12 protein-coding genes are annotated in these 13,617 nt (G+C 64.5%); 9 read left to right on the top strand and 3 right to left on the bottom strand.

The features are described from left to right. Positions 1-25 precede the first annotated feature (25 nt). Entirely contained in the window at positions 26-3,238 is a 3,213-nt protein-coding gene (locus ASD76_RS03155; protein ID WP_055918361.1) for a YdbH domain-containing protein, read from the bottom strand. A gap of 85 nt (positions 3,239-3,323) precedes the next feature. Here ASD76_RS03155 and radC point away from each other — a divergent pair, with 85 nt between their 5' ends. Beyond that, positions 3,324-4,010 (top strand): RadC family protein, encoded by a 687-nt coding sequence (radC, locus tag ASD76_RS03150; RefSeq protein WP_321164416.1) that lies wholly within the window; start codon positions 3,324-3,326, stop codon positions 4,008-4,010. On the opposite strand, the gene ASD76_RS03145 is transcribed toward radC, so the two are convergent. Next, positions 4,007-6,787, bottom strand: a complete 2,781-nt coding sequence (locus tag ASD76_RS03145; protein WP_162249634.1) for a DUF3857 domain-containing transglutaminase family protein — start codon at positions 6,785-6,787, stop codon at positions 4,007-4,009. The genes radC and ASD76_RS03145 overlap by 4 nt on opposite strands. Before the next feature lie 152 nt (positions 6,788-6,939). On the opposite strand from ASD76_RS03145, the gene purB reads away from it, so the two are divergent. From purB to ASD76_RS03125, 4 genes are all read left to right on the top strand, one after another. Beyond that, entirely contained in the window at positions 6,940-8,250 is a 1,311-nt protein-coding gene (gene purB, locus ASD76_RS03140; protein ID WP_055918352.1) for an adenylosuccinate lyase, read from the top strand. Between the two features lie 65 nt (positions 8,251-8,315). Next, entirely contained in the window at positions 8,316-8,648 is a 333-nt protein-coding gene (locus ASD76_RS03135) for a DUF1049 domain-containing protein (RefSeq protein ID WP_055918349.1), read from the top strand. After that, positions 8,645-9,319, top strand: a complete 675-nt coding sequence (gene pyrF / locus ASD76_RS03130; RefSeq protein WP_055918346.1) for an orotidine-5'-phosphate decarboxylase — start codon at positions 8,645-8,647, stop codon at positions 9,317-9,319. The genes ASD76_RS03135 and pyrF overlap by 4 nt, the downstream gene beginning before the upstream one ends. A 44-nt stretch (positions 9,320-9,363) precedes the next feature. Next, a complete protein-coding gene (locus tag ASD76_RS03125) occupies positions 9,364-10,002 on the top strand; it encodes a phosphoribosylanthranilate isomerase (RefSeq protein ID WP_055918343.1) in 639 nt (212 codons plus the stop codon). Between the two features lie 55 nt (positions 10,003-10,057). On the opposite strand, the gene ASD76_RS03120 is transcribed toward ASD76_RS03125, so the two are convergent. Then, the gene (locus ASD76_RS03120; RefSeq protein ID WP_055918340.1) at positions 10,058-10,504 is read right to left on the bottom strand and encodes an outer membrane protein; all 447 of its coding nucleotides are present in this window, start codon (positions 10,502-10,504) and stop codon (positions 10,058-10,060) included. Between ASD76_RS03120 and ASD76_RS18130 the strand changes: the two genes are divergently transcribed. The 4 genes from ASD76_RS18130 to accD are packed head-to-tail and all read left to right on the top strand — an operon-like array spanning position 10,493 to position 13,603. Beyond that, positions 10,493-10,753, top strand: coding sequence for a hypothetical protein (locus ASD76_RS18130; protein WP_156457525.1), 261 nt, complete (start codon positions 10,493-10,495; stop codon positions 10,751-10,753). The two genes, ASD76_RS03120 and ASD76_RS18130, sit on opposite strands and share 12 nt — an antisense overlap. Continuing rightward, positions 10,750-11,964 (top strand): tryptophan synthase subunit beta, encoded by a 1,215-nt coding sequence (gene trpB / locus ASD76_RS03115; protein ID WP_055918337.1) that lies wholly within the window; start codon positions 10,750-10,752, stop codon positions 11,962-11,964. The genes ASD76_RS18130 and trpB overlap by 4 nt, the downstream gene beginning before the upstream one ends. Continuing rightward, positions 11,961-12,755, top strand: a complete 795-nt coding sequence (gene trpA, locus ASD76_RS03110; protein ID WP_055918334.1) for a tryptophan synthase subunit alpha — start codon at positions 11,961-11,963, stop codon at positions 12,753-12,755. The genes trpB and trpA overlap by 4 nt, the downstream gene beginning before the upstream one ends. Continuing rightward, positions 12,752-13,603 carry an acetyl-CoA carboxylase, carboxyltransferase subunit beta gene (gene accD / locus ASD76_RS03105; RefSeq protein WP_055918331.1) on the top strand — a complete coding sequence of 284 codons (852 nt, stop codon included), beginning with the start codon at positions 12,752-12,754 and terminating at the stop codon, positions 13,601-13,603. Before trpA ends, accD begins: the two co-directional genes overlap by 4 nt. Positions 13,604-13,617 lie beyond the last annotated feature (14 nt).

Here is a 13,617-nt window from a genome sequence, read left to right as displayed (position 1 = left end):
GCGGGCTTGGTCAATTTCGCAATTCTCATGGCATTTCCTCGCTTTCGCGGCGCTGAATGACGGCTTCATCTGCGATTGGGTCTTTCGACGGTGCCGGGACGGACGGCGTACCGCCTGTCTTGGGGATGATCGGATTGCCCTGGTCATCGATCAGGCCGATTTCCCGCGGGTCGCGAATGGCCGCTGGGTCGTAGAGAGAGCGCGACACCCCGATCAGTTGGTAGAACGGCGCGCGAATGTTGACGTCCACCCTCACCGGCAATCCGGCGATGGCGTTGGTAATGAGATTTTTCTTGGCTCCCACGCCCTGGCTGACCCCGTCGAGCCGCACGCGAGTGACTATTTCGCCGGTCAGGGAGCCATCCATCTGCACCCGCATCTGGCGATAATCGAGCGAACGCAGCGCATCGAAGGCGAGGTTCGCCACCGCGCCGAGGTCCTCGTAAGTGAGCTCGCCGACATAAGAGACATTCCCGCCCGGCGGCCGCGAGGTCAGCAATCCGCCCTCTACCCGGCCATTGCCCAGGGTATCGAACACCAGCGGTACCGTGCCGTCGAAGATGCCGGTGGCCGCCATGTTGTTGAGCTCCATGCGCTCGACAAAGCGCCCGGCATCGAGGCCTTCGATCTCAAGGACATAGCGCCGCTCCTCGGGAACCCCGAACCGGATCTCGACCGGCTGCAGTCTCAAGATTCCACCCAGGAACGGCCATGACCCGCCTTCCACGGCGAGGACTTCCCCGTTGCGGATTGCGAACCGGATTTCTCCGTCGTTGATTTCAATACCCGGATTGATCGAGGCGAGCTTCAGGCTCTGGTTGGGCGCCGTGGTAAGGCCAAGCAGGTCGGTGAATACGACCGTGCCGGAAGCCCCCTTCACCGGACCAAATGCCGCCGCGAAATCGAGGGATTCGCTCGAGAAACGACCACTGCTGGTTATGCCCTGCTCGTCCCAGTCGATCCGCCCGGTCCCGACGACAGTGCCCTTGGCGAGAGCGATGACGCCTTCGGCACGGCGCGTCAGATCGAGCGGTTGCAGGGTGCTGTCGAACACGAGTCTCGCGACCGCCAATTCGGCATTGCCACGGCCCGAGGTGAGGTTGTGAACGATATCCACCCGGGCCACTTCGCGGCCGCTCTTCGGTTCGCGGAGAAGGGCCTCGGCAGTGATGCGGTTGTCGATTAGCGCCAGACCCGCGTCTTCGGCCGACAGAGGCTCGAACCGAGCGGGATCAATTCGATCCACGAGTTGGAACCGGGCATGACCGATGGTCATGCGGCCATCGGCATAGCGCCAGTCGCCTTCTGCTCCGATAAGGTCGAGCTGGACAGCGCTGAGCCGAATATCGGCGCCAGTGAACTTCCCGGCGATGTCATCACTTACTTGCGCCGAAAGATCGCTGATCGCGAATGTCGAGGCAGTGTCGGGCGGCCCAAGCGAAACCAGCACCTGCTTGGCGGAAACAGCGCCAGGATAGGCAAAACCGATGGCCCCGGTGCGAAGCGCGATTGGCGTTTCACCCAGGTGCCCCACAAGCTGCAGAGACGGCGCACCTGCGGCTACGCGCAACCCGTTGCTGCCGAACCGAACGATCGGTGACCCACGAGCCGGACACAGGGTGAGGCGATGGCGGCCGAACGAGAGATTGGCGACCTGCAGGGCATCGAACCGTAGCTCGGTGCAATCACGCCATAGCGCGAGACCCGTCGAGGGGCTCCAGTTGCCTGAAACCGGCAACAACAAGTTCTCCGCCCGTCCACCGGGAAGCGCGCCACTCGCCCTGATCTGGCCGGCAAAGCCGAGCAACCCGTCGCTCCGGCGGACCAAGGCAAGTTCGGGGATCTCCAGTCGCGACGATGCCACGGCGTATTCGGCCATGCTGAAGCGCACCTGCAACGCGCGGTCCGCGCTCTGCTCGATCCGGCCGGCAATGCGGGGAAGCCCATCGCCACCGGTTGAAAAGTTCCCCGACAGCCCCGCGGCTTCGGTTCCGCCAGTAGCGAACCGGAAACGCGACAGCGCCAGCAAGGTCGCCCCGTTTCGCCCACGCAAGAAGGCGTCGGGAACCACTAGGCTGGTACGCTCCCCGGTGCGGCGGAGCGTGACATCGGCCACAAGCCGGTTGCCGTCCTGTTGGCCTTCGAGTTGGCGCCGGATCTGCGTGAGAATCGGGCCAAGCAACGTATCGCCGGTGGATTTTGCGGCATCGGCCAGAACCCCGTCGAGCCCGCTACCCAAGCCCACGCCAGTGCCATCAACCTTGGTATCGATCTCGACGCGCTCGAAATTCCGCCGGGCCCGCAGCGACCCGTCAAGAGCGAGGCGCGCGGCGACAACCTGGTTCGTGGTGAGATCGGTTCCGGCAAGCTCGTAACGAGCGGTCAGCCCGTTGTCGCGCCAGGTAAAGCGGGTGGCTCCGGCAAGACCCGCAAGCTGCGTGCCTGTAAGGCGCATCGTGTCGACATCGACGCCAAGCTCACCCTCGAAAACCTTGAGCGCTTCGTCAGCCCGGGCGTCGACCTGGAAAGCCGCCCGCGCCATTTGCACCTGTTGGTCCGGGCACGAAATCGCACCCAGGCGAAGTGGCCCAGCGAACCCAGGGCGCCGACCTTTGATCGCCACACTTCCGTAGACCGTAGCCCGCATAGGCTGGCAACCCGGAACGGCGAGCCGGGGAGCAATGGCGGCCAGTTCACCTTTGAAGCCGTCCTGCAGGTGGCCCTTGCCATCGATCTTGACCCCGACCGGGCCGTAGTCACCTTCGACCAGCGCACGCCCGTCAACCAAGGTGAGCCGCATGTCGGGAAACTCGAACGCGCGTTTTTCGCCTTCGAACAGCAACGGATCGAGCGCACCGAAGCTGAGCTTGCCGTCGATGTAAGTGCCGAACAGGCGCGGGCGAACCAGCCGAATGCTCTCGATACGGGGAAGCCAAAGCCCGTATCCGATCGTCACTTCCGCACGCTCAATCGTCAGGTCCGGACGTTTCGGATCACCGACCACCACGTTGCGAAGCACTTCGCGGTGTCCGCCGATGCTCTCTATCTCGTAGCTTGCCTGGATTCCGCGCTTGGCCAGTTCGCTTGAGATCAGGCTGTCAGCCAGCTCTTCCCGGCTAATCCAGACGATCGAAACGCCCAGAGCCAGGAGGGCCACGACGACGAGCAGCACCCAACGGCCGACGCGGCGACGCGGGCGCTCGGGTATCGGGTCTTCAGTCTCGGCTTGCGTCGCCATTGCCGGCACACTTGCGCGCTAGGCTCCGTAAAGGCAATGCAGGAAGCTTGCATGAGGGTTGCAGTTGTCCGGCGAAGAGACTGATTTGAAGCCGAAAGCGCCTAAAGACAGCGCCGGCCATCGTGCGCGTTTGCGGCAGCGGCTGCTGGAAGGCGGGGCCGAGGCGCTCGCCGATTACGAAGTTCTCGAATACCTCCTGGCCACCGCGATTCCCCGCGTCGATACCAAGCCGATGGCCAAGGACCTGCTGGCCCGGTTCGGCTCGCTGGCCGGTGTGCTGGATGCGGAGCCGAATGCCCTCAAGCAGGTCAAGGGCATCAGCGATGCCGGTGCCGGGGCGCTCAAGATTGCCGCACTGATAGCCCGGCGCATGGCTCGTAGCGAAGTGAGGGAGAAACCGGTTCTTGGAAGCTGGCAGGCGTTGCTCGATTACCTGACCATCGACATGGCGCACCTGACGGTCGAGCGAGTCCGGGTGCTCTATCTCAACACGCAGAACCGGCTGATCCTCGATCACCATGTCGGCGACGGTTCGCTCGACGAAGCCTCGGTTCATCCACGCGAAGTCATCCGGCGTGGGCTCGATATCGGGGCCGCGGCCCTGATCCTCGTCCACAACCACCCGAGCGGCAATCCGGAACCAAGCCGGGCGGACATCCTGCTAACGCAGAAGATCGCCGAGGCAGGCCGCCATCTCGGTATCGTCGTCCACGATCACCTGATCATCGGACGCGACGGCCACGCTTCGCTGCGCGCCAAAGGGCTGATCTAGTCGGCCTTGATCCCGTAACGCGCGTAATGGCGTTCAAGCGAGGGCTGCCGTGCGAGGGCTTCGCGAATGTCCTTTTCACCGCCGCGATCGCCCAGCTCGCGCTTGACCACGCCGCGCATGAACAGGGCCGGCGTCAGCTCCGGATTGACCGATAGCGCCGCCTCGAGATCCTTGAGCGCGTCGGTGAAGCGACCCAGGCGGTAGTAGCCCATGGCGCGGCTATCGAGCACCGGGGGCGAGAACACCGCCTTCTCGACGGCTTGCGTGCACAAATCCGCCAGTTCCTCGGCGCGGAAATTCCAGGTCGCCTGGTACCAGCACTTGGCGTTGAGCATGTCGGGGTCGTTGGGGCGCTGGGCCAGAAGGCCGTCGATGCGTTCGAGCCCTTCTTCCTTGCGGCCCGCCTGGGCTTCCAATTCGCTGATGGCGATGGCACGCTGCTGCTCGGCATTGCCGGCCTGTTCCTCCAGCAGCGAGATCGCCTCGTCCACGCGGTCGAAATAGGGGAGGATGTCGGCCAGCGCGATCGCCGCCGATAGCGACGGTTCGAGTTCCCACGCCTTTTCGGCGTCGGCGAGCGCGTCTTCGAGTGTTCCCACCTCGGTCCGCAACGCTGCGCGCATGAGGTAATCGTCGGCACTGCCTTCGCGGTCGATCACCGTGTCGAGGTCCGTCATCGCGCCTTGCCAGTCCCAGGTCGCCGCGCGGAATTGGGCCCTGCCGCGGTAGATGTCGAGATCGTCGGGATCGCGTTCGATCAACTTGGCATAGGCCGCCTCGATCGGGGCGAAGCGCTTGCGGTCCTGCCGGGAGGCGGCTTCATAGCGGCGCCGTGCGTCGGCAGGTGCCCGCAACACCAGTTGCGAGTTTCCAAATCGCGCCGCCTTCTGGCGTTCAGCCGCCACTTCCGCGGGAGCGATCTCGCCGCCCGGCCACGATGTCTGGTCCGAAATGGTCAACCGGCCGCCCGAGAGCGCCGCGGCGCGGTGTAGGCGTATCTTCGCAATCTCGGCGTCGAATGCCGACTTGCCCTCCAACGCGTAAGGCTGGGCGCTTTCCGGCAGCAGGACGGTTATCTCGCTATCTTCGGAATAGGGCCCCGGCACCGCCACAGGGATGTCGCGCCAGGCTGCGCGGGCGCGGTCCGGACGGAACTGGACCGATTGGGTCGGCAAGCTGAACAGGCGGGTACCAACGCCGCGGTCCCACTGCCACGGCGAGGTCATCAAGCCCTTCACCTTCAGCGTCGCCGTGTTGCTGCCTTCGTCATAGGTTAGCTGGCCGTCATAGACCTGACCGTCACCCAGCTCTCCGGTGGCGAAGTCCTGGATGTAGTCTTGCAACTGGTCTTCGGCCGTCTGGCCAATTACCGCCCGATACCGCGCAGCGTAGGCGCCGGTGAGAGTCCATTCGGCATCGAACAACGCCGGCACGTCGAGGCCGGCGCGATGATCGAAGGTAATCTTGCCCATCTGGTCAAAGGATTGCTGAGGCCGCTGCGCCATCGGCATCAGGTCAGCTCCAGCCAGCCGCAAGGGCAAGGCGTAGTGGAACGGAGGAACCTCGCGCACGACATCCATGCTGGCGCCGTAGCTGGTGCCGTCGAGCCAGAAATCCTCGCCGTCGATCACGGCGTGGACGATCACGTGATCGAATGCGCCGGGCATCGGCAGCATGCCGGGAACAGCATCGCCGATCGAAGACGAGACCGTCACCGCCTCCGCCTCGATCCCCATCTCGCGCAGCATGGCGAGCAACAGCAGGGTCTTCGCCTTGCAGTCGCCGTAGCGCATGTCCCAGGTCTGCTGGGGCGATTGCGGGATGTAGTTGCCGCCTTCCATGCCGTTGAGCATGTAAGCGATCTCGTCCTGGACCAGCCGCAAGGCGGCCACGGCGCGCTCCAGGGGCTGTCTATGGGCCGCTTCGATCCGTTCGACCTCACGCGCGATCGGACTGCCAGCAGCGATCGTGCCCTCGGTCGCGAACAGCGGCGCCATGACCCGGCTCACCTCTGGCCAGTCCGCGAAAGTGCCGACCTGGAGCAACGGCGGCATGCGATAACGGAGCGGAGCGTCTTCCGGCATCGGAGGCGCCTCGGCCAGCGGCACTTTCAGTTCCAGGGTGGCAAACCCGTCACGCACCACGGGTTCAGATACGGCAACGCTCTTGGTCGCGCCCCACTTTATGTCCGCATCGGCGGGCCAGGATATCCTGACGCGTCCAAACTTCGCCTCGGACGGCGCAGAGGGCAACACCGCCGTCGCCTGGACCTCCTTGTCGAGCGCCTGGTCCGAGAGGCTCACGGTGTAACTGACTCGCAGCACGTCACCCACCCGCAAGCCCGGCACGGCCAGAGTGGCGGTTCGCGAACCGTCGATCATCCGCTGTTCGAGCTGGCGTTCACGCCGCAGGATCTCAAACTTGGTGCCCTGGCCAAGCAGGTCGATCACCTGCCCGTCGCGAATGATGGAAACGCGATGGACAATGAGATCGCCCTTGTCCGGCAGCCATCCGGCCTGGACCGTACCAAGAGCCGTAAGCATCTGCGGATTGTCGATCCGGACCGCACGGTCGGCGTAAGTCCACAGCCGACCCTCGTCGATCCGCCGCTGGTCGTCGAAGATCAACAGCGGCGGACCCGGCCGAACATCGGGCAGGCTGGCTTCAACGACCCAGTCAGGCGCCGGCTGATAGAGTACTTCTTGTCCGGCAAGCGCGGGATTTGCCCACGCCAAGGCCGTCACTACCAGCAAGCCAGCTACACTTCGCCCAGTCACGTGCCGCATTTCCCCCTTCGCCCCCTTGGAGGACGGATTCGTGAAGATATCACCATGACGCCGACCCGAATGCAATTGGGGTGGCCCCTTACCCTTGCCATTCCTTCAGTCGCGGCTTAGCCGCGCCGCAAAGCTAGTATTCGGAGTTGAAGATGGTCCCCCGCTACGCCCGCCCCGCCATGACCGCGATCTGGGAGCCCGAAGCCCGCTACCGCATCTGGTTCGAGATCGAGGCTCATGCGACCGAAAAGCTCGGCGAGCTCGGTGTGGTGCCGGAAAGCGCAGCCACCGCGCTGTGGGATTGGTGGAAGACCAACCCGAAGATCGACGTCGAAGCGATCGACGCCAAAGAAGCGATCCTCAAGCACGACGTGATCGCGTTCCTCGACTGGGTGGCCGAGCAAGTCGGGCCGGAAGCCCGCTTCATGCACCAGGGCATGACCAGCTCGGACGTGCTCGACACGACGCTGGCAGTTCAGCTGGCCCGCGCCTCCGACATTCTGCTCGAAGATATCGACCTGCTCCTGGCCGCGCTCAAGCGCCGCGCCGAAGAGCACAAGTACACCCCGACCATCGGCCGCAGCCACGGCATTCACGCAGAGCCGGTGACTTTCGGTCTCAAGCTCGCACAGGCCTACGCCGAATTCAGCCGCTGCCGCACCCGCCTCGAAGCGGCGCGGACCGAGATCGCGACTTGCGCGGTGAGCGGCGCGGTTGGCACTTTCGCCAATATCGCCCCCGAAGTGGAAGAGCATGTCGCCGAACGCCTCGGCCTCGCACCGGAGCCGATCTCGACCCAGGTCATCCCGCGCGATCGGCACGCGATGTACTTCGCTACCCTCGGCGTCATCGCCAGCTCGATCGAGCGGGTTTCGATCGAAGTCCGTCACCTGCAGCGCACCGAAGTGCTCGAGGCGGAGGAATACTTCTCGCCCGGGCAGAAGGGTTCGAGCGCAATGCCGCACAAGCGCAATCCGGTCCTGACCGAGAACCTCACCGGCCTCGCCCGCGTGGTCCGCAGCGCCGTCACCCCGGCGATGGAGAACGTCGCGTTGTGGCACGAGCGGGACATTTCGCATTCTTCGGTCGAGCGCTTCATCGGGCCCGACGCCACGATCACGCTCGACTTCGCCCTCGCCCGCCTCACCAGCGTGGTCGACAAGCTGTTGGTCTATCCGGAACGGATGCAGAAGAACCTCGACCGCATGGGCGGCCTGGTCCACTCGCAGCGCGTATTGCTGGCCCTGACTCAGGCTGGCCTCAGCCGTGACGACGCCTACCGCCTGGTCCAGCGCAACGCGATGAAGGTGTGGGAATCGGACGGCCAGCTTTCGCTGCTCGAACTGCTCAAGGCCGATCCCGAGGTCTCATCCGCGCTTTCCGCCAGCGAGCTCGAAGAGAAGTTCGACCTCGAATACCACTTCAAGCAGGTCGATAGAATCTTCGAACGGGTGTTCGGTTGATTGGCCGTGGACTTCCCTTCCTTGCTCATTCGCATTAGGCCAATGGCCAGCGAAGGAGCGTGGGCATGAAAATCGTTCGCACGATCGTGTGGGTCTTGTTGGTAGTCGCCCTGTTGATCTTCTCGATCAACAACTGGGACCCGATAGTCGTGAAGATCTGGGAGAACCTGGTCGTCGAAACGAAGATCCCCGCTCTAGTGGTGGTTTCCTTCCTGATCGGCTTCGTCCCGATGTGGCTGCTTCATCGCGCCAGCACCTGGAACTATCAACGGCGAATCAATTCGCTCGAGAACGCAGCCAAGACTGCCGCGATGGCTACAACTCCGCCGCCGGCCCCTGTTGCCGACCCGATTGCTGAACCGATCGTCGAAGACGAGAACAAGTCGTTAGCCCCGTGAGCAATCCCGTTTATCTCGCGCTCGACCTGCCGCAACTCGATGCGGCGCGTGCGCTGGCCGAAAAGGTGAAGGATCACGTCGGTGGGCTCAAGCTCGGGCTCGAATTCTTCTGCGCCCATGGCCACCACGGCGTGCACGAGATCGCCCACGTCGGCCTGCCGATCTTTCTCGACCTCAAGCTGCACGACATCCCCAACACTGTTGCGGGTGCCATGCAGGCAATCCATGTTCTCGAGCCCGCCATCGTCACCATTCACGCAAGTGGCGGGCGGTCGATGATGGAAGATGCCAAGGCCGCAGCGTCCGCCAATACCAAAGTCGTGGCGGTGACCATGCTGACCAGCCTGGACGAGCGCGACCTGAAGCGGATGGGCGTCGACGGAACGCCGCACGACCAGGTCCTGCGGCTGGCCGAACTGGCGGAAGTCGCCGGGCTCGATGGCATCGTGTGCTCCGGCCACGAGGTCGACGCGGTGCATCGGCAATGGCGGGACGGCTATTTCGTCGTCCCCGGCCTGCGTCCGGCTGGGAGCGGAGCGGGAGACCAGAAGCGCGTGGTGACACCGCGGCAAGCTCGTGATGACGGCGCGAGCGTGCTGGTGATCGGGCGCCCGATCAGTCGGGCGGAAGATCCGGTAGCGGCGGCCAGAGCGATCGCGGCGACGCTCTAACCTCGGGTCTTTCGTACACGCCCGTCTTGCCTTAGGGCGCGTGCATGTCCGAACCTCAGATAAAGATTTGCGGGCTTTCGACGCCCGAAGCGATCGATGCAGCCGTGGCCGCGCGTGCGACGCACATCGGCCTTGTCCATTACGAACCGAGCCCACGCCACGTCACGCTGCAGCAAGCCGCTGCCCTGCGGGCTCGTGTGCCCGTGGAAATGAAAGTGGTGCTGCTGCTGGTCGACACACAGCCGCAGGCTCTGGTCGAGGCGGTCCAGGCCGTGCGCCCGGATGTCATTCAGTTCCATGGCCGCGAAGCGCCCGAATGGCTGTCACTGGTGCGGCAATACAGCCGTGGCCTGGCCTTGTGGAAGGCTGTGGGCGTCAGCGATGCCGGCAGCCTGGAGCGGGCGCAGCGCTATCGCGATGCGGCCGACATGGTGCTCTACGACGCTCCTGCGAAGAAGCTCCCCGGTGGACAGGGCCTGGCCTTCGACTGGTCGTTGCTGGGCGGCTTCAAGCACGAAATGCCGTGGGGCCTCGCTGGCGGGCTTGGTCCTGACAACGTGGCAGAAGCCATCCGCCTGACGGGCGCTCCCTTGGTCGATGCCTCTACCGGTCTCGAAAGCGCGCCGGGGATCAAGGATATGGCCAAGATCGCGGCCTTTTGCCGCGCAGCCCTGGACGCATGAAAAAGGGGCGGCCCGCTAACGGACCGCCCCTTCGAAGTCACTTCGATCTAATCGATCAGAAAGCCACACCAACGCCAGCCGCGACGACGTTAATGTCGACGACCGAGAAGAAGCGGCGATATTCTGCCTTGAGGTAGGCGTTCGAACCAACCTTGTGCTGATATCCGGCGCCCGCGGTCCAGGTGTCCTCGCCTTCACCGAAGCTGTAGCCGCCGGTTGCGTAGAGCTTGCCCTGGCCGATCTTGGCACCAGCGCGCGCAGTGGCACCGAAAGTCAGGCTGGCATCGCCGTCGAGGATCTTGTCGATCGAGGTCTCGATGCCGGCGAAAGCGGTTTCACCGAGGTCAGCGTCATATCCGAGCGCGGCACCGGCAATGGCCTTCTCGACACCATTCGCCCAGGCGACACCGCCCCGGGCTTCGAGGCGCCATTCATTCGCGGCAGCCGGAGTAGCAACAACCAGAGCGGAAGCGGCAGCGATCAAGGCAGCTTGAATCTTCACTTATTTTTCTCCTTCGAGCGGATCGCCGCGTTGTTGCGTCGAGCCGCCGATGTGCCGCACCCCTCGGCGGCGGAGCGGGCCTCTAACGGCAAGCGCGTCGATTGCCATTTACAAAACCAAGGCGATTCCAGTTTGTTAGAATATGTTGCCATTGCGCATCAGCAGTGTGGCATTGTTGCCCAACAAGCGTTCAACACGCTGTTTCTGGACAAGGCCGCGAGGCTCTGCCAAGCGGCTCGACAGTCATGACCGATCAACCCAACTCCTTCCGCAACCAGCCTGACGAGCGCGGGCACTTCGGCCAGTTTGGCGGACGCTACGTCGCCGAAACGCTGATGCCGCTGATCCTCGATCTCGAGAGCGAATATCGCGCGGCCAAGGCCGACCCGGCATTCAAGGCGCAGTTCGAGGATTTGCTCGAACACTACGTCGGCCGTCCGAGCCCGCTCTATTTCGCTGAGCGCCTGACCGAACACTTCGGCGGGGCCGAAATCTGGTTCAAGCGCGAAGAGCTGAACCACACCGGCGCACACAAGATCAACAACTGCATCGGCCAGATCCTGCTCGCCATTCGCATGGGCAAGACGCGGATCATCGCCGAGACCGGCGCCGGCCAGCATGGCGTGGCCACGGCCACGGTCTGCGCACGGTTCGGCCTGCCCTGCGTGATCTACATGGGCTCGACGGACGTCGCCCGGCAGCAGCCCAACGTGTTCCGCATGAAGCTGCTCGGCGCTGAGGTTATCCCGGTTGAAAGCGGAGCCAAGACGCTCAAGGACGCGATGAACGAGGCGCTGCGCGACTGGGTCGCGAACGTCCACGACACGTTCTACATCATCGGCACCGCCGCCGGCCCCCATCCCTATCCCGAGCTCGTGCGCGACTTCCAGAGCGTGATCGGGCGCGAGGCGCGCGAGCAAATGCTCAAGCGTACCGGTGTCCTGCCTGACCTGCTGATCGCAGCGGTGGGTGGCGGATCGAACGCGATCGGCCTGTTCCACCCGTTCCTCGACGATCCGGATGTGGCCATGCTCGGCATCGAAGCCGCGGGCCACGGAATCGAGAGCGGCCAGCACGCCGCCAGCCTGACCGGCGGATCCCCCGGGATCCTCCACGGCAACAAGACCTACCTGCTGCAGGACGAGGACGGCCAGATCACCGAAGCCCACTCGATCAGCGCAGGTCTCGACTATCCGGGCATCGGGCCGGAGCACTCCTGGCTGCACGAAAGCGGCCGGGTGAAGTACCTGCCGATTACCGACAACGAGGCGCTGGAAGCGTTCCAGCTATGCTGCAAGCTCGAAGGGATCATCCCCGCCCTCGAAAGCGCCCACGCCCTCGCCGCGCTGCCCAAGATGGCGAAGGAATACCGCAAGGATCAGCGGATCCTGGTCAACGTCTCTGGCCGAGGAGACAAGGACATCTTCACCGTGGCCGAGCACTTGGGGGTGAAGCTGTGACGAGCCGCCTCACTGCCGCCTTCGCCAAGGGGCGCCCCGCCCTCGTCTGCTTCATCACCGCCGGTGACGGCGACACCGCCGCCAACCTCGACGCGCTCGTCGAAGGCGGCGCGGACGTGATCGAGCTGGGCATGCCGTTCACCGACCCGATGGCCGACGGCCCCGCAATCCAGGCGGCCAACTTGCGCAGCCTCGGCAAGGGCACGACCACGCGCGAAGTGCTGCTTATCGCCGACGAGTTCCGCGAACGTCACCCGGACGTGCCGCTGGTGCTGATGGGCTATGCCAACCCGATGGTCCGCCGCGGGCCGGAATGGTTCGCCGGCGAGGCGCACGGCTGCGGCGTTGACGGCGTGATCTGCGTCGACATCCCGCCAGAGGAAGACGATGCGTTGGGTCCGGCCCTGCGTGAAAAGGGTATCGCCCCGATCCGCCTCGCTACGCCAACGACCGACGCCAAGCGGCTGCCGGCGGTGCTCGAGGGTTCGTCGGGCTTCATCTATTACGTGTCCGTCGCCGGGATCACCGGCAAACAGCAGGCGGCGATGGGCTCGATCGAAGAGAACGTGGCCCGTCTAAAGCAGGCGACCGATCTCCCGGTAGTCGTCGGCTTCGGCGTCCGTACGCCGGACCAGGCCGCCGCCATCGCGCGCGTGGCAGATGGCGTAGTCGTGGGCTCCGCGCTGGTCGAACTGGTCGGCGAGCATGGGGAAAACGCTCCCGAACACATCCGTAAACTGACATCAGAGCTTGCAGCGGCGGTCCATTCGGCTGCAAGGGAGGCCGCATGAGCTGGCTAACCCGTGTCCGCAACGCGCTGCCCTTCAGCAACAAGCGCGAAACACCTGACAACCTGTGGGTCAAATGCCCACGCTGTCACGACATGCTCTTCAGCAAGGAATACGAGGCGAACCTCTACGTCTGCCCGCGCTGCGAGTATCACGGCCGCATCGGCGCCGATGCGCGGCTCGGCCAGTTGCTTGACGAAGGTTACGAGCTGCTCCCAGCGCCGCAAGTGCGCGAGGATCCGCTCAAGTTCCGCGACACCAAGCGCTATTCAGACCGCCTCAAGGCGGCGCGCGCGGCCAATCCGCACGAGGATGCTTTCACTGCCGCTTATGGACGGATCGAGGGCTTGCCCGCAGTCGTCGGGGTGCAGGACTTCGGCTTCATGGCCGGTTCGATGGGCATGGCCGTGGGCGATGCCTTTTGCGCCGCTGCTGCCAAGGCACTGCAAGAGCGCTGCGCCTATGTCGTGGTGACGGCCGCTGGCGGCGCGCGCATGCAGGAAGGCATTCTCAGCCTGATGCAGATGCCCAAGGCCACGGTAATGACCCGGCGGCTCAAGGAAGCGGGCCTGCCCTACATCGTCGTGCTGTCCGATCCGACCACCGGCGGCGTCACCGCCAGCTATGCCATGCTGGGCGACGTCCACATTGCCGAGCCGGGCGCCCTGATCGGCTTTGCCGGCCAGCGCGTGATCCAGGACACGATCCGCGCACAGCTGCCCGAAGGGTTCCAGCGCGCCGAGTACCTGCACAAGCACGGCATGGTCGACATGGTCGTCCCGCGTCACCAGTTGCGTGCAACGCTCGCCAACCTCATCGACTACCTGGCGCCGGCCGAAGCCGCCGCCTGAGCCCAAACCGTCCC

Source organism: Altererythrobacter sp. Root672 (genome assembly GCF_001427865.1).
Taxonomy (GTDB): domain Bacteria; phylum Pseudomonadota; class Alphaproteobacteria; order Sphingomonadales; family Sphingomonadaceae; genus Croceibacterium_A.
This window is presented reverse-complemented; position numbering and strand designations above follow the sequence as displayed.

Bases quoted from the DNA above. Each gene is read 5' to 3' on its own strand.
- ASD76_RS03155 (WP_055918361.1), bottom strand. From the start codon at position 3,238: ATGGCGACGCAAGCCGAGACTGAAGACCCGATACCCGAGCGCCCGCGT.
- purB (WP_055918352.1), top strand. From the start codon at position 6,940: ATGGTCCCCCGCTACGCCCGCCCCGCCATGACCGCGATCTGGGAGCCC.
- ASD76_RS03135 (WP_055918349.1), top strand. From the start codon at position 8,316: ATGAAAATCGTTCGCACGATCGTGTGGGTCTTGTTGGTAGTCGCCCTG.
- ASD76_RS03125 (WP_055918343.1), top strand. From the start codon at position 9,364: ATGTCCGAACCTCAGATAAAGATTTGCGGGCTTTCGACGCCCGAAGCG.
- trpB (WP_055918337.1), top strand. From the start codon at position 10,750: ATGACCGATCAACCCAACTCCTTCCGCAACCAGCCTGACGAGCGCGGG.
- accD (WP_055918331.1), top strand. From the start codon at position 12,752: ATGAGCTGGCTAACCCGTGTCCGCAACGCGCTGCCCTTCAGCAACAAG.